Source organism: Enterococcus sp. 2G9_DIV0600, assembly GCF_002140615.1.
Classification (GTDB): Bacteria; Bacillota; Bacilli; order Lactobacillales; family Enterococcaceae; genus Enterococcus_D; species Enterococcus_D innesii.
Genome location: NZ_NGLL01000001.1, coordinates 1,646,872 through 1,665,772, shown reverse-complemented (window position 1 = coordinate 1,665,772; position 18,901 = coordinate 1,646,872). Strand labels below are relative to the sequence as shown.

Genomic DNA, 18,901 nt, shown 5'->3' with positions numbered 1-18,901 from the left:
GCTTTCCAAAAATAGAAAAAAATGTGCGTCTTGACTGTGGTGCCATTGCCAAGGCGCACATTGCATTAATCCTTCACTAATTCAACCTTTTGAATCGAGTTGCCGGGAATTTGCGGTGGGATCGACATCGTCATGATCGGGACGCCTTGCAGCGACACTTGGACCTTGTCTCCTTCAACTAACTCCTCGATCTCTCCTGAATAGGCCTCGACTGGGACATGGAGAATGACCCCATCATTTTGAAAACTTTGGACGACTTGATCCTCATCTTCAACAGCCGCTACGTCTTTCAAAAATAATTGAAAGGTATCATCCGAACCTGCTTGGGCATCTTCTTGGATAATACCAGTAAAAACCGTCGCTGTTTCGCTCTCTGAAGAACTATTGGCAACGGAACTAGCATTCTCACTTGATTCAGAAGGCGTGTTATCGCCACTTGATGCATTGTTGTTTTCGGGACTGCCACAAGCCGTTAACAGCAGCACTGTTGCTAAGGACAAGCCTAGAATCAGTTGTTTTTTCATCATCTTCTTCCTCCAGTAATGGTCATTTTTTAGGCATCATTTCGTCGATTTTTGCCCGTCATTTGGATCTCTTGTGTCAAGTAACGAATACGCTCCATAATACGTTTGGCTTTCAATGGTTCGGATTCGCCGCGTTGCGTTACCGAAAGATGCTGTTCCAACTCATGCATGGTAAAATTCGAGGTGAAGAACGTCGGGAGTTGCTCTTGCATTCGGTATTGTAGAATCACACCGAAGACTTCGTCACGAATCCAACTACTCATCGCATCCGCACCGATATCGTCCATCATTAAGATTGGGGCTTTTTTTACTGCATTCAGCTTATCCCCCACCTGATCTTTGCCGATTGCTTGTTTCATCTCTACTGCAAATGTCGGGAAGTGAACCAATGTCGTCGTATAGCCTGCCTCCGCTAAATCTCTGGCGATCGCGCCAAGCAGATAGGTTTTTCCGATCCCAAAACTCCCCACAAAGTACAGTCCTTTATGAAACTCCTGTGGATTGGCTGTCAACTCACTAATAAAATCAACGGCAGCTGCGATGGCCTCCATTCGGCCAGGCGTTTGCTGATAATCTGCAAAACTTGCTTCTTGTATATCTTTAGGCATATCCATCGCTTTGATGCGACTGCGGATCTCTTCTTGCTTCTGATATGCCAGTAGTTCTTTCGTTGGTACATAGGTGACGTCAATAAAATGAAAATTTAACGCTAAGCGCGGCTCATAGCCCGGTGCGATCATGGATGGATCATTGATGCGGAATTTCCGCTTTTCTTGGACGAACTCATACAGTTTCGCATAGCTTTTTTTAATATCTGCTTCGGTCAATACCTCTTCATTTTCGGCAATAAACGCTTTAACATCAGGATCTTGTAAAACCTCTGCCATCATTGCTGAAAACTGATCACGGTAATTGCGTTTATCCAATAGTTTTCCTAAGTTTTTCCCTACATCTTCCATTACTTGTCACCAGCTTTCTTATGCAAGTAGTTTTGCAGTTTTTTATCTAATTCTGCTTGTCGCTCTGGTGTTAATGCTGTCTCTTCCACTGGTTTTTCAGCCCAAGAAGGCAGCTTTTCTTCGCGAATGATTTTTTTTCCGTTGGTTTGTGGTCGGCTGCGCTTTTCCTTGGCACTTCGAACAAGACTCCGGACATGTTTGATCGCATCTTCTGCCGTACCGATTTTTAATTCTGACCACTGAGCGGCAATATTATTTACATAATTTCCTGACAAAGCGGCGTTGTTTTGGACTACCAAAACGTAATGAACCAAAACATTGATCACACTATTCGGTAATGGTGATCGTTCGACAAGGCTTTTGATCAACCATTGTTCTGAATCTGTCATAAAACTGTTTTTCTCCGCTTTGATCGCTTTTAAAAAGGCGATTGGCGCATTGTTTTCACTTTCTTGAATCAATAATACATCATTTTCTGAAAAACCATTCTGCTTTAGTGTATTGAAGCGGCGTAATTGGCTTTCTGCTTGAGGATCTTCCCTTTTTGTTGTTTTCGTGAAGGTCTGCCGCGATTTTTTCATGATCGCTTGCTCCAGCTTCTTCTGATCGATCTCGCCTGTTGTCAAAGAAACATTGTCCGCCATCAAATCCAACAATTCCAACACATCATAGCCGTATAAAGAATGGTATAGAACTAACTTTTGTCGAAAACTTGGCGTGAAATTAGCGGCACGGATATACCGGCGCTGCGCTTCATATAAAAGAAAGTCCCAATCCAATTGCTTTTCGTCAAGCACCAAGTTCGCATTGGTTTCCTGAAAAGAATCACTGACTGCCTGTAGCGTTTCTTCCTGGGAAGCAAAACGAGCGGTATTTAACCCATAAGCGGCTGAGAAGGATTGAGTCACTTCCTGATAATCGGTTAAAGAACATTGTTTTGGTTGATACAGCTTGACCAGTTGATTAAATTTACGCTCCCCGACTCTTTCCAACAAAAGATAAGCATACAATTCATCTTGAAAAAACGCTGCTGGATGAACCGGTTCTTGCAACCAATACAGATACGAGCTTCCGTTTTGAGCATCTGCTTTCTCATACGACTTTAGCAAGCCAATGCCCTCTAAGTTTTGCTTGGCTTTTATGAAGCGAGGCATTCCGGCATTCATGGCATTCAAGATATCTAAATGCACCGTCGTTATCGCCTCCTCACCATAAAAGGTTTGGGCTTGGACATCACTTGCGAGTGTCAAATACAATGCTAAAGCATCACTTTCAATAATTGGTTGATACAAATAAATGAGGGCGTCTTTTCCTTCCGTTGTAAGTGGACGGCTTTTAAACACTTTGTACGTTTGATTCGGTAAACTATTGCCCACTTGCTGTCCCCCTCTATTCTTGTGGTTCTTTCGCTTTCTCGACAATGTCTTGCAGTTCTTTTAAGAAAACTGACATGTCTTTAAATTGCCGATACACACTGGCGAAACGAATATACGCGATCTCATCTAAATCAACTAAATCTTCCATCACATATTCACCAATTTGCGTAGTTGAAATTTCGTTTTCTCCAAGAGCACGAACACGGCTTTCCACATGATCGACGATCGTTTCCATCTGATCCATTGTCACTGGTCGTTTTTCAGCAGAACGAATCAAGCCCCGTAAAATTTTTTCTCGGTTAAATTCTTCACGGGCACCATTTTTCTTGATTACAAGAAGCGGTGCCTCTTCAATACGTTCAAATGTTGTAAAGCGATAGCCGCAATTTTCGCATTCACGACGACGGCGAATCACACGTCCATCATCGGCTTGTCGACTATCAACTACCCTCGAATTGTTATGATGACATTTTGGACATTGCATAGTTCCACCTCATTTTCTCTCTTATGCGCTTACGTTTTCACGTAAAGTCATCGATTTCTATGATTAATTATAACATGAAATCCATTGGTACAATAGCCAAAGTGGTTTATTCTGTTCATTTAATACAAAATTTAAATAATGTTATAACTGTTGTTTTTTTCAATGTAAAAAACGACAGAAATCTTTCTGCCGTTTCATTTCGTTATTTATCTTTCATTTGCAGCAAAGAAACAAACTCATGCAAATTCTCCGGCTGCTCCAACTGCTGATTACACTGTTGACTATCACGGCAAATATAATTTCCGCGTTTCGTATACGTCCCATCGCCGTTGCTCTTGGTCAAAGAAAGAAACATTGACACATTTCCTTCCTGCTGGCACAAGGGACAAATTCCTTTTTTGACCTCGGTTGACACATGACCGTGAAGCCCTGTAAACCCTTGTTCAGTGGCTATGATCATAAACTTACTTTGACTACCGATATCATCCCAAGCAAGATAAGTGGTCTCTTTTAAATCAACGGAAGCAAAATCAGGTACTTTCAGTTTTTTTACTTTCCGAAACATTTTTTCAATTTGCTTCGTTGTCGGCACCTGAAAGGGGCGAACGTATTCTTTAAGTTCAGCTAACAGCTCGTTACTCCGGCTGATCGTCATTCCTGGTTGGAAGAAAGCAGTTAAAATGGCTCGGGGTGCGGTTTCTTCTTCAGGAAAAAATTGTTCAATTGCATCTTTGGTCATCGATTCGACCGTTTTGATCGTTCGAGGGTCATTGACCGATTGATAGGTTCGGACTAATTGGTACACTTGGTGTTTAATCGCGTGAAATTGGTAAGGTTCAATCATTGAAAAGCCTTCTTTCTATTTTCTCATTTATTCTCGCGGCTGTTCTACTTTCTTGACAGTCGTACACAATGCATAAATAAGCATTTGATGACCACCTCCAAATTTCTTTGCTTCTCGCTATGCGATCTTAATGGATTATAATGAGATGTTGAGCAATTGTCAACTGAGCAGTAGTCTCTTGACTCTTCATCCACTCTGGTTAACAAAAAAATGCCTCGTCTAGAAGACGAAGGCATCCGTGTTCAGTTATAATTTATCTTCAATTCCAGTATAATGTTTCAGCTGGTCTGCATCTCGACGATCGGCAGAAGAAATTTTATTGGCATCAGGATTTTCAGCTCGCAACAATTCTTCACTGCTGACATTTTCTGGGGTAGTTCGATCATTGCGGGCATTGCGCTCGTCATTTTGATCTTCTAATTCGTTGACTCTTTTTTGATCGTGCTCTTTCTTGATCTGTCCTTCGTGTGCTTGTTCTTTCCCAGAATGGGCAAGTTCTTCATTATTGGTCCATTCACCGATTTTTTCTTTAGCCTTGCCAACGATCACATCTTTTTCGTCTTTAAAAGTACCCATAGTTTTCATCCCTCCTGTATAGTTTCATCATAACAAGCATTCTGAATTCTGACAAAAGATATGAATGCGATACCAACCGACCAGCGAAATTTGGAAGGATGTGTTATAATAGCAGGTATTATTTTCTGAATATTCTTATAAATGGAGGTGAAGAACCTAATTAGGTTCAATTATCGATGACAGTCCTTGATTTTCAACAGGTTTCATTCATTCGCAACCAGCAATTTTTATTAGAAACTATCAATTGGCAAGTGAAAAAAAATGAACATTGGGCGATTTTAGGCCTGAATGGCGCAGGCAAAAGCTTACTATTGCAACTGATAACAGGAACCTTATGGCCTTCTTCTGGTCAACGAACAGTCCTAGGTGAACGATATGGCAAAACATCTGTCCCGGATCTTCAACGGCGCATCGGTTGGGTTAGTTCCGCTTTACAAAATAAATTTTATGGACGAGATCTTACTGAAGAGATCGTTCTATCTGGGCTTTATTCCAGTATTGGTCTTTATGAAACTTATGATGAAAACCAATTAGACCAAGCAAAAGCGCTTTTGGCTGACTTGGGTCTGACTCATCTGATCCATCGTTCCTATCACGTCCTTTCTCAAGGAGAAAAACAATTTGTCATGATTGCACGTGCCATGATGGCACAACCAGAGATCCTGATTTTGGACGAACCTTGTACGGGTCTTGATTTATTTGCGCGAGAAGAACTGTTAGCACGATTGGAGGCTTTTTCAAAGCTGACAAATACACCCACCATTCTTTACGTTACCCATCATACAGAAGAGTTGCTACCGATTTTCACTCATTTGCTGATGCTAAAAAACGGCAAGGTCCATGCTGCAGGTAAACGAGAGGCCATTTTTACTGAGGAGATTCTCACTACTTTTTATGATCAGCCGATCCTTCTTCACCCCTTCACAGGTGACCGAATCATTGTGACACCCAAGTAAGAGGTACGCATCAATGCATGGTAAACATTAGACACACAATGATGTTTGCCACAAGTCAACTTTTTTCAGAAACGATAGTTCTTTGTAGGATTACGAAGATTTGCTGTTGTACAAAAAAAGACAGCAGGTTTCCTTTGGTGAAAGGGAACCTGCTGCTTTACCTATTTGTTTATAGATGCAAACCAATCATCGATCTGCTGATTGAGTTGGGCGATCGTTCCTTGATTGTCAAAGACAATATCGGCCCGTTGTTTCTTTTTCTCAATTGACAGCTGACTGTCGATTCGTTGTTGCGCTTCTTGCTCAGTCAACTGATTGCGTGCCATCAACCGCTCTTTTTGAATGGCTTCTGGCACATAAATGACTGCGGTTTGATCCATGTATTGGTCATAGTCGGCTTCATAAAGCAAAGGAATGTCAACGATCAACAATGGCACTTCCTGCTTTTTTTCTTCGATCTGAGACAAAATCTCTTGTCGAATAAAAGGAGATAACGTCTGATTCAGTATCCGGCGTTTCTCTGGATCGTTAAAAATCAAAGCACCAAGGGTTTGCCGATCTAGGTGTCCATCATCGGTCAAAATCTGCGGACCAAAGGCTTGCGTCACCGCCTGCAAGCCCTCCGTATTCGGTTCAACGACTTCTCTTGCGATGATATCGGCATCAATAATCGGTAAACCCAGTGATCGAAAATGCGCGACTGCGGTACTTTTTCCGGTGGCAATCCCCCCCGTGACTCCTAAGACAAAACTCATTTGCTGGACCTCACATGCAATTTTTGGCACTGAGGACAAAAATGTGTCCCCCGTTGGGCAACTTTGATCTTGACGATTGGTGTACCGCATCTGCCACAAGGATTGCCCGTCTGGCCATAGACATTTAATGACATTTGGAATTTCCCGGCTTCTCCTAGTGCATTGAGATAGGTACGAATGGTGGTTCCGCCTGCTTCAACAGCTCGTTCTAAGACATCGATAATTGCTTCATGCAGCACATCTACTTCAGTTGGCATTAATGAATCCGCTGGTTGCTCTGGATGGATTTTCGCTTGCCACAGCGCCTCATCTACATAAATATTGCCCAAACCAGTAACGAGCTTTTGGTCAAGCAATAACGGTTTGATGGCTTTTTTAGACCGCTTCAATCCTTGTTCAAATGCTTCTAATAAAAACAACTCAGGCTTAGGCTCAGGACCTAATTGCATGATCCCTTTATAGGCTGCGCTTTGGTCTTTATCCACTAAGGTCATACGACCAAATTTTCTTACATCATGATAATTTAACTGACTGCCATCTGTAAAATGGAAAATGACATGTGTATGTTTATCAACAATTGGTTCTGACTCAAAATATTCATACTTGCCTTCCATTCGCAAATGTGAGATCAAATCATAATCTGTCAATTTAAAAATCAGAAACTTTCCGCGTCGTTCGAATTTTTCAAAGCGTTGCCCTTTCAAAAGCGCCGAAAAGATCGGCACTTCAGGACTTTCGATGATTCGCGGCCACAGGATCTCGACCGATTCGATCCTTTTATTCAAAACAAGTTTTTCAAGTCCTTTACGGACCGTTTCAACTTCTGGTAATTCCGGCACCTCTGTTCACCTCATTTATTTAGCATCGTACCATGTTTTGCCCCAATTGCTGTCTGTCAGTAAAGGTACATGCAATGCAACGGCTTGCTCCATCACTTCTTTCACTAAAGCGTCAAGACGAGGCAATTCAGATTCAGGTACTTCAAAGACTAATTCATCGTGTACTTGCAGCAGCATCGTTGCTGCTAATTTTTCTTCTTTCAAACGTTTCGCCAGATCGATCATGGCAATTTTTAAGATATCCGCCGCACTGCCTTGAATCGGTGTATTGATGGCAGTTCTTTCGGCAAAAGTTCGAATATTGAAATTGCGCGAATTGATATCAGGTAGGTAACGACGGCGATGATACAAGGTTTCAACGTACCCTTTGTCCTTCGCCTCACGAACGACATCCTCCATATACGTTTTCACCCCAGGATACTTTTCAAAATACGTATCGATGTATTGTTGGGCGGCTTTTCTGGTGATTCCTAGATTCTGGGATAAGCCATAATCAGAAATACCATAAACGATACCGAAGTTGACTGCTTTGGCTTGACGACGCATATTTGGTGTCACATCTTCTGCTTTTTCGATACCAAAGACTCGCATCGCTGTGCTTGAGTGGATATCTTGACCTTCGATAAAGGCTTCTTTCAAATGGGTATCATCTGAAATATGTGCCAACACCCGTAATTCGATTTGAGAGTAGTCAGAAGAATAGATCACCCAATCAGCTTCGCGTGGCACAAATGCTTCGCGGATCTTTCGACCTTCTTCTAAACGAATCGGAATGTTTTGTAAGTTTGGATCGACAGAACTTAAACGACCAGTTTGGGTCAAGGTTTGCACATATCGCGTATGGACTTTGCCATCTCCTTGGATCACTTTTAATAAGCCTTCTACATAGGTTGATTGGATCTTAGCGATTTGACGATAAGTCAAAATGTCTTCAACGATTGGTGCTTGCTCTTTTAGTTGTTCTAACACATCGACTGCGGTCGAATAGCCAGTTTTGGTTTTTTTGATAACTGGTAAGCCCATTTTTTCAAATAAAATCACACCCAATTGTTTCGGTGAGTTTAAGTTGAAGGTTTCACCAGCTTCGGCATAGATTTTTTCTTCAATTTCATGCAACCGTTGCGCAAATTCGCCCTTCATCTGATGCAAGCGAGACGCATCAACTTTGATTCCAGTGATCTCCATCTCAGCTAAAATCATTGATAAAGGCAATTCCATTTCTTCAAATAGCGCTGTTTGATTCTTCGCTGCCAATTCTTCTGTAAGTTTTGGGGTTAAGTTTGTAATCGCCGCTACTTTACGGGCTAAATGAGCAAAGAAGTCTTCCTCATCCGCCGGCAGCCCTTTTTTCGCGCCTTTTCCATAAATCGCTTCATCCGATTGGATCGCATCATAGCCATAGTGAGCGGCAACACCTGCGATGTCATTATTCGTATCATTCGTGTCTAAAAGATAAGCTGCCAATAAAACATCAAAAGCGATTCCTTTTGGTGCTGTCGTGTACCGGTTTAACGCCACGTACGTGCGTTTGGCATCATAGACGAATTTTTTACGTTTCTCGTCTTTTAACCAATCGGTAAAGACTGGACTTTCAAACAATTCTTCACGATTGCTGACATAAATTTTTTCTTGATTGCCCCAAGCAACACCGACGATGTCTTCCAAATGATAGTTATCCCCCATCATCTCGACATACAATGCTGTGTCTCCCTGGAACATATCCTCCGTTACTTCTTCAACGACCGAAAACAAAATGTCTTCCATCTCAACTGGTTCAGCTGTAATCTGCAGCTTATCTAAGAAGCTATTAAAGTTCATTTCTTGGTAGAATGGCACCAATTTCTCTAAATCTTTGCCTTCATATTTGAGTTTGTCGACATCGACCTCAATGGGCGCATCCACATCGATGGTTGCTAATTGTTTTGAAAGAAAGGCGATCTCACGATCATTGATCAAGTTTTCTTTCATCTTGCTTTTTTTCATTTCATCGATGTGTTCATAGATCCCCTCAACAGAGCCATATTCTTTCAATAGCTTGATGGCTGTCTTCTCACCAATTTTGGTGACGCCGGGAATATTATCGGAAGCATCGCCAGCTAGTCCTTTCATGTCGATGATTTGTAAGGGCGTTAGGCCGTCATATTTTTCAGCCACATGAGCGGGCGTATAACTTTCAATTTCGCTAACTCCTTTGACCGTAATGTCAACTTTCACGTGCTCCGTTGCCAGCTGAGTCAAATCGCGATCGCCAGATAAAACGACGACATCAAATAGCTCTTTATCGACTTTATTTGCCAATGTGCCAATGATATCATCGGCTTCATAGTTATCTAATTCGTAGTATTGAACACCTAACGCGTTGATCAATTCGCGAATGTAAGGCATTTGTTCTTTAAATTCCCCAGGGGTTTTTGAACGTCCACCTTTATAATCTTCATACATCGCTGTCCTGAAGGTGGTTTTTCCAGCATCAAAAGCCACTAAAACATGTGTTGGCTGTTCTTTTGCCATCACATTTTCAAACATAGTATGAAACGCATAGATGGCATTTGTGTGCAGCCCATTGGCATTTTTAAACCGTTCTAATGAATTATGCAACGCAAAAAACGCACGGAAAGCCACACTATTTCCATCAACGAGTAGTAATTTATTTTTTGGCATTTGATTACTCCTTTTCTCAAAAAGTTCCTCTTTATTCTATCAAAGAACGGGCACAAAAGCGATGAATTGCTTTGTTTTCTCTCTCATTTTATACAAAAAAAAAGGCGAGTTTCCTCGCACTTTTTTTTAGTTGTTTTTTCCAAATATTCGCAATAACGCAAGGAATAAGTTGATAAAATCTAAATACAGTTGTAGTGCCATGAAAACGGCCACTCCAGTATTTGCGCCACCATTCGTTGCGAAGTATACATTGCGGATTTGTTGATTGTCATAAGCGGTGATTCCCATAAAGACAAAGACGGTCACGATCGATAAAAAGAAATCAACCGGTTGACTGCGTAAAATAAATACATTCAAGAGCGTCGAGATGATGATCCCCATCAACAGACCATAGCCGATACGTCCAACCACACTTAGATCACGTTTGGTCATGATCCCAAATGCTGACATGACACCAAAAGTGACAGCTGCGGAAACAAATGCCCCCACGATCGATCCAAAGTCATAGATCATCAGTGTCACAGACAAGGTCAATCCATTCAAGAGCGAATAGACTAAAAAGCCAGCAACGGTCAAGGACGGATTTTTCTGCGCCTTCACACCTAATACAATAACTAGAATGATCTGTAAGATCCAAAGACCGGTAAATCCTAGCGGAAAATTGTCGATAAATTGCAGGGTTTGCGCTTTGAAGACTTCCCCAAAAATATAGGCCGAGATCGCACTGATCGCAAGCCCAACGCCGAAGAATAAATACACTTTTGAATAAAAGCGATTTAAGCCTTGGGCTTGGACAGTTTCATTGTTTAAATTATTCATCTTGTTCTTCCTCCTCATTTTCTGCTACTGTTTTTGGCGGCTGGACCATGACCACAGCATCTAAAATACGATGATCTTCTGTGTTGATCGCTTCAACCGAAATAGTTACCACGTCTTTCATTTTATCCACTTTGATCACTTCGAATTCAAAGGTCAACGTTTCATAATGATATACAGGTTCAATAAAGTTTACCGAAAAATTGACTACATGAGAGCCAGGACCAGGCAAATGTTTCGATACGGCACTAGTGATGATCCCCATCAACATGATGGATGGCACGATGGGACGCTGATACTCAGTTTTTTGCGTGTAGTCATGTTGTATATACAAAGGATTTGCATCATTAGTAAGCCCTAAATATAACAACAGTTGATTGTCTTCGATCGATTCTGTTAAGGATAACGAATCGCCTTCCTCGATATCTTCAATACTTTTTCCTATTTTTCGCGGTTTCCCTATATTCAAAATTTAATTCCTCCAAAAAGAATAGTTTCATCTGAGTATATTCTATCAGATGCCGACAAAAGTGCAAGTTCGCGGTGCTGCTTTTGCAAAAACTTCAAAGGTAAAAAAACTGGCTCTATAATTTATGGGACTGATGAATCAGAATTGATTCTTCAGCCCCATTTTCATTTTAGGTATTAAAAAACATATCGTTCTCTAGTATGATTAAATCACCACAAAATAAACAACTGAGAGGACGATATGCTATATGAATGATTCTATCAAAAAAATGCTGAGAATAACAGAGAAAGATTTGATGATTACAGAGGTCTCTTACGAGACCCTTCAGAAGAAAAAGACATTGGTCGTCGATGCTGTTCTCTCGCCTAATCCTCGTGCTTGTAGAAGTTGTGGTTCTACTGTGGTAGATGGAAACGGGAAATCAATTATAGTGAAAAATGGGAAGAAGGAAACGATTGTCCGTTTTGAGCAATACAATCATATGCCTTTGGTTATGCGCCTAAAAAAGCAGCGCTATACCTGTAAAAACTGTCGCACCCATTGGACTGCTCAAAGTTATTTTGTCCAACCCAGACATTCAATCGCAAATCATGTGAGATATAAAATTGCTTCTTTACTGACTGAAAAAGTATCTTTATCTTTTATTGCGAAAAGCTGTCAGGTATCTTTGACCACCGTTATTCGTACATTAAAAGAGTTTAAAAGCTATTTACCAAAACAATCTAAGAAGATTCTCCCAAGAGTATTGATGGTTGATGAATTTCGTTCGCATGCTTCCATAGAAGATAAAATGAGCTTTATTTGCGCAGATGGTGAAACAGGAAAATTAATCGATGTTTTGCCTACGCGTAAATTACCTCGATTAACAAGCTATTTCTTAGGGTGTACCAATCCAGAAGAAGTAGAATTTTTGGTGACAGACATGAACGCCGCCTACTTCCAGCTCACCAAACGTGTTCTGCCAAAAGCGAAAATAGTGATTGATCGGTTTCATATTGTCAAACACATGAATCAAGCGTTCAATGAGTTGCGTATCCGTGAAATGAATGAACTTCGTAAAGCAGGACAGAAAAGCCAGGCAGAAAAACTGAAAAAGAATTGGCGCTTTTTGCTAAAAAATCGTGCAAACATCAACCATTATGAATACAAAACATGGAAAAGTTTCCGAGCACCAAAATACCCATTTCTTACTGAAGCAATGATGATTGATCGATTGCTTGAGTTTTCTACGCCCCTGAAGGAGGCGTATCCCTTTTTTCATGAATTAGTTGAAGCCTTTCGAGACAAAGACCCTGACTTATTTTTCTCCTTATTGACAGAACTTCCTGAAACGTTAGATGACAGCTTTCGGGAAAAGCTTCAAAACCTTCTTACCCATGAAGAAGGCATCACCAACGCAATGATCTATCCTTATTCCAATGGAAAAATAGAAGCGAAGAATACCCACATAAAGACAATGAAACGAGTATCCTACGGATTTAAATCATTCGAGAACATGAGAATTAGAATCTTTTTGATCAATCAATTAATCAAAGTGAGATAACAAAAAATCTGAGCCAGAATGTGGTTCATTCTGACCCAGATTTGATTTTGCACAACTCATCAGTCCTTATTGACAAAGAGCCAAAAAACTCTTGCAGCAAACACGCCACAAGAGTCTTTGATTACAATACGTTACGAGTTGTATTGCTTAATAGTTTTTCATAGGCTGTTTCAAATTTTTGCACATCGCCTGCTCCCATGAAAATCACGACAGCATTTTGATGATCCAATAGCGGAGATACGTTCTCTTCTTTGATCACAGTTCCGCCTTTTTGAATTTTATTGCCTAGATCTTCAATTTTAACATCTCCTCGTGATTCGCGAGCAGATCCAAAAATGTCACATAGATAGACATGGTCTGCAAGATCCAAGGCTTCCGCAAATTCATCCATTAAAGCGATCGTACGAGTAAAGGTATGCGGTTGGAAGACAGCAATTATTTCTTTCTCTGGATATTTTTGGCGAGCGCCATCGATCGTTGCTTTGATTTCTGCAGGATGATGGGCGTAATCGTCTACGATCGTCATATCCGCTACAATTTTTTCACTGAAGCGACGTTTCACTCCAGGAAATGAAATCATCTCAGCAGCAACTTCTTTCATGTCCAATCCTTCTTTGTAAGCAACAGCGATCACACTGAGTGCGTTGTTGATGTTATGTTGACCAAAAGCTGGCAAGACAAAATGGCCAATATTTTCACCATGGATAAAGACGTCGAACTCTGAACCTTGGGTGGTGCGTTCAATGTTTTTAGCTTGCACATCGTCGTTATCGTTGACGCCGTAATAGTAGATTGGGACATCTGCTTCAAGTTTACGCAAGTATTCATCATCCCCAAAAGCAAAAATGCCTTTTTTCACTTGATTTGCCATCGATTGAAAGGCTGAGAAGACATCTTCAATCGAGTGGAAGTAGTCTGGATGATCAAAATCGATGTTGGTCATAATTGCATAATCCGGTGAATAGGCTAAGAAATGACGACGGTATTCACAGGCTTCAAACGAGAAGAATTCCGCATCGGGTTCCCCATGACCGGTACCATCGCCAATCAAGAAACTTGTGGGACGGATGCCGCTTAAGACATGAGAAAGCAAGCCTGTCGTACTGGTTTTCCCGTGAGAGCCCGTCACAGCAATACTCGTATAGGGCTGAATGAATTGGCCGATAAAGTCATGATAACGAGTAACTTCTAAGCCAAGTTCTTTGGCTCGTACGATTTCTTCGTGGGTATCAGGGAAAGCATTTCCTTGGATAATGACCATTTCTGGTTGAATGTTTGCTTTATCGAAAGGCAACAATTTGATCGCTGCTTTTTCTAGATCACGTTGAGTGAAGAAATATTCTTCCACATCAGAGCCTTGTACTTGGTAGCCTTTTTCGTGCAGAATCAAAGCCAATGAACTCATACCGGAACCTTTGATTCCAACAAAATGATGTATTTTGTTTTGATTTTCCATTATTATAATCCTCTTTTCTCAAATCCGCGTCGTAAAAAAACGCGTGTATTGACAAATATCAGGTTGTCACACGACCTACATTATCATACAAAATGAAAAAAATAGCAACGAGTTTTATTTTTCGACTTGACTTTTCTCATCATTTCCTATTTCTAGCAAACGTCCGCGACATTTTCCACAAACATATTTTTTGATATCCACACGTCGCTGCCGCCGAATCACACAGCCGCAATTTTGGCATTGATAGCGATGTTTCGCTGTCCTTTTGGCAGGAGGTGCATATCGCAAGCCTCCCGTTCTTGCCAGCAATGCCTGGAAGGCAGGGTCTTGGTGACGGTGACCAAGACCTGCTAAATGCAAATGATAGTGACACAATTCATGCTTGATAATGCCGATAAAAACCTCCATCCCGTGTTCTGTGAGCATGGCTGGATTGAAATCCAAGTGATGATCACTTAGATGGTAACGGCCACCGGTTGTTTTTAAGCGAGAATTAAACACCGCTCGATGCGTGAATGGTTTATTGAAAACAGACAGCGAGAGCTCTTCCACCAAACGCTGCAATTCTTGTTGGGTCATTTAGCATTTCCTGGATCGACCATTGTTAAACTGATACGGCCTTTTTTGACATCTACTTGCTCGATCCAAACGGTTACGACATCACCGACGGAAACAACATCTTTCGGATGTTTTACAAACGAACGGCTTAGCTTCGACAAATGGACCAGTCCGTCTTGTTTGACACCGATATCGACGAAGGCACCAAAGTCGATCACATTTCGAACCGTTCCTTTCAGTTCCATTCCCGGTTTTAGATCTTCCATACTCAACACATCTTTACGCAATAATGGAGCTGGCATTTCATCTCGCATATCGCGTCCAGGCTGCATTAATGCCTTTAAGATATCCGTGATGGTTTCTTTCCCGACTGACAATTTTGCAGAAAGCTCTGCTGGGCGCAGTTGGGCAAGCTTCGCTTTATTTTCTTCCATTTGTTCTTTCCCTAGTTCCGCTAAAGAAATGCCGGCGATCGCCAAAATTTCTTTAGCAGTGTCATAACTTTCTGGATGGATCCCGGTATTATCCAAAATGACTTTTCCACCAGGAATCCGCATAAAACCGATCGCCTGTTCATAGGCCTTTGGCCCTAAGCGAGGGACTTTTTTCAGTTGATTGCGCTGCGTAAATACCCCGTTTTCTTCTCGATAAGTCACAATATTTTGAGCGGTCGTTTTATTTAGACCAGCCACGTGCTGTAAGAGTGCCGCACTTGCGGTATTGACATCAACGCCTACCTGGTTGACGACTGTTTCAACGACAAAATCCAATTGTTCGGCTAAGCGTTTTTGTGAGACGTCATGCTGATATTGCCCGACGCCCACCGATTGTGGATCAATTTTGACTAATTCTGCCAGCGGATCTTGTAGACGGCGACCAATACTGATGGCGCTGCGTTCTTCCACTTGCAGATCAGGGAATTCTTGCCGGGCGATCGGACTGGCCGAATAAACAGAAGCCCCTGCCTCATTCACGATCACATAATATACTTCTTGATCGATCAATTTTAATTGTTCAGCGACGAATTGCTCTGATTCCCGACTCGCCGTCCCATTACCGATTGCGACCATCTCGACTTTATAGGTTTGCAATAAGCGACGAAACGCTGGTCCAGCCGCTTCTCGCTTATTCATAGGCGCTGGTTTATGAGGATAGATCACTTCGATCGCTAGTACTTTTCCTGTCTCATCAATGACTGCTAGTTTACAGCCTGTACGATACGCTGGATCAAAACCTAAAACGACTTTGCCCTTTAGTGGCGGCTGCAGCAACAGATTGCGAAGATTTTCGCCAAAAATCGCAATGGCTTGTTCGTCGGCTTTTTCTGTTAATTCATTGCGGATCTCTCGTTCGATGGCTGGTGAAATAAAACGTTTCAGCGCATCAGCAGCTGCAGCTTCAACAAAACTGGCTGCGGGTGAATCACTATTTGTAATCAGTTTACGCCGTAGGTAATCCATGATTTTTTCTTCATCTGCCACAAGCGCGACCTTCAAGATGTCTTCTTGTTCCCCACGATTGGTGGCTAAAATTCGGTGGGATACCATCTTATTGATAGGATGCTGGAAATCGTAATACATTTCGTAAACGCCTTTTTCATCTTTTTCAGCATTTTTGACCGTGCTTTGATACAGCCCCTTGTTTGTGTAATAGCTGCGGATCCAACTACGAAACTCTGCAGTATCACCAACGCCTTCTGCAATGATCTCGTGCGCGCCTGCTAAGGCATCTTCTACAGTAGGAACAGCATCACTCATAAATTCGGCCGCTTTTTCTTGTACGTCACCTGTTTTTGGAAAGCTTAACAGCCACTGAGCAAATGGTTCCAAGCCGTTTTCTTTAGCGATCGTCGCTTTAGTGCGTCGTTTTTGTTTATAAGGACGATACAGGTCCTCGACGGCCTGCATTTTTGTCGCAGCTAAAATAGCCTGAGATAGTTCAGGCGTTAGCTTTTCTTGTTCTTCTATCAAACGCAAAACCTCTTGCTTGCGCTTCTCTAAATTTTCTAAGTACTGGTATCGCTCTTCGATTTCTCGAATCTGAACTTCGTCAAGTCCATTCGTCATTTCTTTACGGTAGCGGGCAATAAAGGGGACGGTATTTCCTTCTTGCAATAACTGCAACACCGTACTGATTTGTTTTTGGGTAAAAGCGGTTAATTCTTGTTTCACTAAATCAAGTACCTCTTGATTCATTTCTGCCATTTGTTCTCACCTTTCCTTTGTTGCTTTTGCTATTTTAACATAAAAAAGACAGCCATTGAGCGAACAAGATTGCACGAAAACAACGTTACTTTCACGACTCTTGTTATGGCTGCTTTTGACTTTTCAAAAAAGACTTTTAAAAGTCTGGTTGCCAAGGGCCTGCTAAATTTTGGTATTCGATGTCCTGAACGATCCCTTTCTCATCAAAAATCACGCCATGCACCGATCCACCAAATACTGCCCCGCCATCGATGCCGATTTTGTCATCTTGTTGCCAAAGATCCGTCGTCTGCATATCTCCATGCAGCATTGGCGTGATGGTATGACCAAAAACGATCGTTTTTCCTGTACGGTTTTTTCCTTTATGAAATGGCTCGCGAATCCAGATAAAATCGTGGTCGGCGGTCTTCCGCCAATCTTTTTTACTTAAATCCACGCCCGCATGGACAAAAAGATACTTCCCCCATTCGTAATAAAGCGGCCGCTCCATCAAAAACTCTATTAAGTCTCCATATCTACTTCGGATCATCAAGGCAATTTCCGTTGGAGAATACTCTTCAGTAGCTCCTGAATGCAAAAGACTTTCAATCGTTTCTTTGCCGCCATTGCGTACGTAGGCGGCGAACCAATCCTCTGGGGCATTTAGAAATTGCAGAAAATACTCTTCATGATTGCCACGTAAATAAATCGCTTGATGTTCTTCAACTAATTTCTTTCCGAACATTAAACACTCTTTGGACTTTGGTCCTCGGTCATTTAGATCACCAATCAAAAGCAACTGATGGATTTTAGGATCATATTCCGCAAGAAGACTTTTAAAAAGATCGGCCATTCCATGAATATCACTGATTGCATATAGATAGTTTTGCATAGTCATTCCCTCCTTAAAGGCAATTGAGTCTCTTATTATCAATTTTAGCCCTTTGGCTGCAAAATGTCTTGCATTAAAATCAAAAAACAATCATTCGTCTTGAACGGTTCGACAGCATAGAGTCGGGTTCATAAAGACGAATGATTGATTACGATCGGTAAAACCTATTTTCCTGAAACAGCAAAATAATTGCCATCCGGATCGGCAAAATTGAAAACCAGCTGTTCTTCCATCTGAATCAATTCACCGACTTCTGCTTCCATCTCTAGAAGCTTCTTATAAAGTGTCGTAATATCTTCTGCAAAAAACATGATCGATGGGGAATTTAATGCGACTTCAGGTGAGTGCGTTTCGATGAACTCACGGTCATATAAGACAAAATGAGCCTCTGCCTCTTTTGATGGCGCGATTTCGACGACGGATGTTCCATCAACGGTTTGTTGTTCAATGATCGCAAACCCTAGTTCTTGCCAAAACTCAACTGCTTTCGTCACATCATCGACGTATAGCATCACTTGCATTTGATTGGAAAACAATGGGCATCCCTCCTATTTCTCGTTATTTGTCTTCTTCCTTCGCTTCTTGCGCAGCATTCGAATTGGTATTAAAGTTCAATTGTAAACCTGGTTTGTCGGTTACGATCTCTGTCACTTCATAAGTCAAGCGTTTGACGATATCAAACAATGGCTCCACCAAGCGGTCAGTTTCGGCTTTTGTTAGATCTTCTCCGGAATTGACTTTACGATTCAAAATATGATTGACCTGTCCGACACGTCCTGACAAAACATAATCAGGGAACACCAATTGGAATTCTAGCCGAGCGCCAATAATACTGTTTTTTTCCATATATTCTTCATCTTTGACTTTTAACGGCGCAAAGCCGACATTCAATTTGGTTTCCATTTCTTTGTCTTTCGGTTTCATATCGAAATGATATGCTTCAACGATCGGTTGTTGTCTTTTTAATTCCACTAGATTCACACTCCTTATCTAAAAGTATAGCATAACCT

At 41.5% G+C, this 18,901-nt stretch carries 19 protein-coding genes; 2 read left to right on the top strand and 17 right to left on the bottom strand.

Features of this window, described 5'->3' with window-relative positions; translation table 11 throughout:
• Window positions 1–65: 65 nt before the first annotated feature.
• From A5870_RS07880 to A5870_RS07855, 6 genes are all read right to left on the bottom strand, one after another.
• Window positions 66–527: a hypothetical protein gene (locus A5870_RS07880; RefSeq protein ID WP_086292328.1), complete on the bottom strand. Its 462-nt coding sequence runs from the start codon at window positions 525–527 to the stop codon at window positions 66–68.
• Between the two features lie 26 nt (window positions 528–553).
• Entirely contained in the window at window positions 554–1,483 is a 930-nt protein-coding gene (gene dnaI / locus A5870_RS07875; RefSeq protein WP_086292327.1) for a primosomal protein DnaI, read from the bottom strand.
• Window positions 1,483–2,859 carry a replication initiation and membrane attachment family protein gene (locus tag A5870_RS07870; RefSeq protein ID WP_086292326.1) on the bottom strand — a complete coding sequence of 459 codons (1,377 nt, stop codon included), beginning with the start codon at window positions 2,857–2,859 and terminating at the stop codon, window positions 1,483–1,485. The genes dnaI and A5870_RS07870 overlap by 1 nt, the downstream gene beginning before the upstream one ends.
• A gap of 13 nt (window positions 2,860–2,872) precedes the next feature.
• The gene (gene nrdR / locus A5870_RS07865) at window positions 2,873–3,343 is read right to left on the bottom strand and encodes a transcriptional regulator NrdR (RefSeq protein ID WP_005226004.1); all 471 of its coding nucleotides are present in this window, start codon (window positions 3,341–3,343) and stop codon (window positions 2,873–2,875) included.
• Window positions 3,344–3,545: 202 nt separating this feature from the next.
• A complete protein-coding gene (locus A5870_RS07860) occupies window positions 3,546–4,187 on the bottom strand; it encodes a FusB/FusC family EF-G-binding protein (RefSeq protein ID WP_086292325.1) in 642 nt (213 codons plus the stop codon).
• A 246-nt stretch (window positions 4,188–4,433) separates the two neighbouring features.
• Entirely contained in the window at window positions 4,434–4,772 is a 339-nt protein-coding gene (locus tag A5870_RS07855) for a CsbD family protein (RefSeq protein ID WP_170924098.1), read from the bottom strand.
• Window positions 4,773–4,939: 167 nt separating this feature from the next.
• Between A5870_RS07855 and A5870_RS07850 the strand changes: the two genes are divergently transcribed.
• The gene (locus A5870_RS07850) at window positions 4,940–5,719 is read left to right on the top strand and encodes an ABC transporter ATP-binding protein (protein WP_086292323.1); all 780 of its coding nucleotides are present in this window, start codon (window positions 4,940–4,942) and stop codon (window positions 5,717–5,719) included.
• A gap of 161 nt (window positions 5,720–5,880) precedes the next feature.
• Here A5870_RS07850 and coaE read toward each other — a convergent pair whose 3' ends face one another.
• The 5 genes from coaE to A5870_RS07825 all read right to left on the bottom strand — a co-directional run bounded on the left by coaE (window position 5,881) and on the right by A5870_RS07825 (window position 11,259).
• Entirely contained in the window at window positions 5,881–6,474 is a 594-nt protein-coding gene (gene coaE, locus A5870_RS07845; protein WP_086292322.1) for a dephospho-CoA kinase, read from the bottom strand.
• Complete coding sequence (gene mutM / locus A5870_RS07840; protein WP_081118578.1) at window positions 6,471–7,313, bottom strand: DNA-formamidopyrimidine glycosylase; 843 nt, start codon at window positions 7,311–7,313, stop codon at window positions 6,471–6,473. Before mutM ends, coaE begins: the two co-directional genes overlap by 4 nt.
• Window positions 7,314–7,328: 15 nt before the next feature.
• Window positions 7,329–9,974: a DNA polymerase I gene (polA, locus tag A5870_RS07835; RefSeq protein ID WP_086292321.1), complete on the bottom strand. Its 2,646-nt coding sequence runs from the start codon at window positions 9,972–9,974 to the stop codon at window positions 7,329–7,331.
• Between the two features lie 126 nt (window positions 9,975–10,100).
• Window positions 10,101–10,793, bottom strand: a complete 693-nt coding sequence (locus tag A5870_RS07830; protein ID WP_086292320.1) for a Bax inhibitor-1/YccA family protein — start codon at window positions 10,791–10,793, stop codon at window positions 10,101–10,103.
• On the bottom strand, window positions 10,786–11,259 hold the full coding sequence (locus tag A5870_RS07825; RefSeq protein ID WP_086292319.1) for a MaoC family dehydratase: 474 nt from the start codon (window positions 11,257–11,259) through the stop codon (window positions 10,786–10,788). Before A5870_RS07825 ends, A5870_RS07830 begins: the two co-directional genes overlap by 8 nt.
• A gap of 247 nt (window positions 11,260–11,506) precedes the next feature.
• Here A5870_RS07825 and A5870_RS07820 point away from each other — a divergent pair, with 247 nt between their 5' ends.
• Window positions 11,507–12,802: an ISL3 family transposase gene (locus tag A5870_RS07820; protein WP_086292156.1), complete on the top strand. Its 1,296-nt coding sequence runs from the start codon at window positions 11,507–11,509 to the stop codon at window positions 12,800–12,802.
• Between the two features lie 121 nt (window positions 12,803–12,923).
• Here A5870_RS07820 and murC read toward each other — a convergent pair whose 3' ends face one another.
• From murC to A5870_RS07790, 6 genes are all read right to left on the bottom strand, one after another.
• Complete coding sequence (gene murC / locus A5870_RS07815; RefSeq protein WP_077454527.1) at window positions 12,924–14,258, bottom strand: UDP-N-acetylmuramate--L-alanine ligase; 1,335 nt, start codon at window positions 14,256–14,258, stop codon at window positions 12,924–12,926.
• A 114-nt stretch (window positions 14,259–14,372) separates the two neighbouring features.
• The gene (locus A5870_RS07810) at window positions 14,373–14,837 is read right to left on the bottom strand and encodes a SprT family protein (RefSeq protein WP_086292318.1); all 465 of its coding nucleotides are present in this window, start codon (window positions 14,835–14,837) and stop codon (window positions 14,373–14,375) included.
• On the bottom strand, window positions 14,834–17,020 hold the full coding sequence (locus tag A5870_RS07805; protein ID WP_086292317.1) for a Tex family protein: 2,187 nt from the start codon (window positions 17,018–17,020) through the stop codon (window positions 14,834–14,836). The genes A5870_RS07810 and A5870_RS07805 overlap by 4 nt, the downstream gene beginning before the upstream one ends.
• Window positions 17,021–17,156: 136 nt before the next feature.
• A complete protein-coding gene (locus tag A5870_RS07800; RefSeq protein WP_086292316.1) occupies window positions 17,157–17,891 on the bottom strand; it encodes a metallophosphoesterase family protein in 735 nt (244 codons plus the stop codon).
• Between the two features lie 164 nt (window positions 17,892–18,055).
• Entirely contained in the window at window positions 18,056–18,427 is a 372-nt protein-coding gene (locus A5870_RS07795) for a VOC family protein (RefSeq protein ID WP_081118582.1), read from the bottom strand.
• Window positions 18,428–18,449: 22 nt separating this feature from the next.
• Window positions 18,450–18,863: a DUF1149 family protein gene (locus A5870_RS07790; RefSeq protein WP_042890719.1), complete on the bottom strand. Its 414-nt coding sequence runs from the start codon at window positions 18,861–18,863 to the stop codon at window positions 18,450–18,452.
• Window positions 18,864–18,901: the final 38 nt, after the last annotated feature.

What these genes read in the sequence shown, in the direction of transcription:
- A5870_RS07830 (WP_086292320.1), bottom strand. Translation starts at nt 10,793, where the DNA reads ATGAATAATTTAAACAATGAAACTGTCCAAGCCCAAGGCTTAAATCGC.
- A5870_RS07850 (WP_086292323.1), top strand. Translation starts at nt 4,940, where the DNA reads ATGACAGTCCTTGATTTTCAACAGGTTTCATTCATTCGCAACCAGCAA.
- A5870_RS07805 (WP_086292317.1), bottom strand. Translation starts at nt 17,020, where the DNA reads ATGGCAGAAATGAATCAAGAGGTACTTGATTTAGTGAAACAAGAATTA.
- A5870_RS07855 (WP_170924098.1), bottom strand. Translation starts at nt 4,772, where the DNA reads ATGAAAACTATGGGTACTTTTAAAGACGAAAAAGATGTGATCGTTGGC.
- A5870_RS07820 (WP_086292156.1), top strand. Translation starts at nt 11,507, where the DNA reads ATGAATGATTCTATCAAAAAAATGCTGAGAATAACAGAGAAAGATTTG.
- A5870_RS07880 (WP_086292328.1), bottom strand. Translation starts at nt 527, where the DNA reads ATGATGAAAAAACAACTGATTCTAGGCTTGTCCTTAGCAACAGTGCTG.
- A5870_RS07860 (WP_086292325.1), bottom strand. Translation starts at nt 4,187, where the DNA reads ATGATTGAACCTTACCAATTTCACGCGATTAAACACCAAGTGTACCAA.
- nrdR (WP_005226004.1), bottom strand. Translation starts at nt 3,343, where the DNA reads ATGCAATGTCCAAAATGTCATCATAACAATTCGAGGGTAGTTGATAGT.
- A5870_RS07810 (WP_086292318.1), bottom strand. Translation starts at nt 14,837, where the DNA reads ATGACCCAACAAGAATTGCAGCGTTTGGTGGAAGAGCTCTCGCTGTCT.
- dnaI (WP_086292327.1), bottom strand. Translation starts at nt 1,483, where the DNA reads ATGGAAGATGTAGGGAAAAACTTAGGAAAACTATTGGATAAACGCAAT.
- coaE (WP_086292322.1), bottom strand. Translation starts at nt 6,474, where the DNA reads ATGAGTTTTGTCTTAGGAGTCACGGGGGGGATTGCCACCGGAAAAAGT.
- A5870_RS07800 (WP_086292316.1), bottom strand. Translation starts at nt 17,891, where the DNA reads ATGCAAAACTATCTATATGCAATCAGTGATATTCATGGAATGGCCGAT.
- polA (WP_086292321.1), bottom strand. Translation starts at nt 9,974, where the DNA reads ATGCCAAAAAATAAATTACTACTCGTTGATGGAAATAGTGTGGCTTTC.
- murC (WP_077454527.1), bottom strand. Translation starts at nt 14,258, where the DNA reads ATGGAAAATCAAAACAAAATACATCATTTTGTTGGAATCAAAGGTTCC.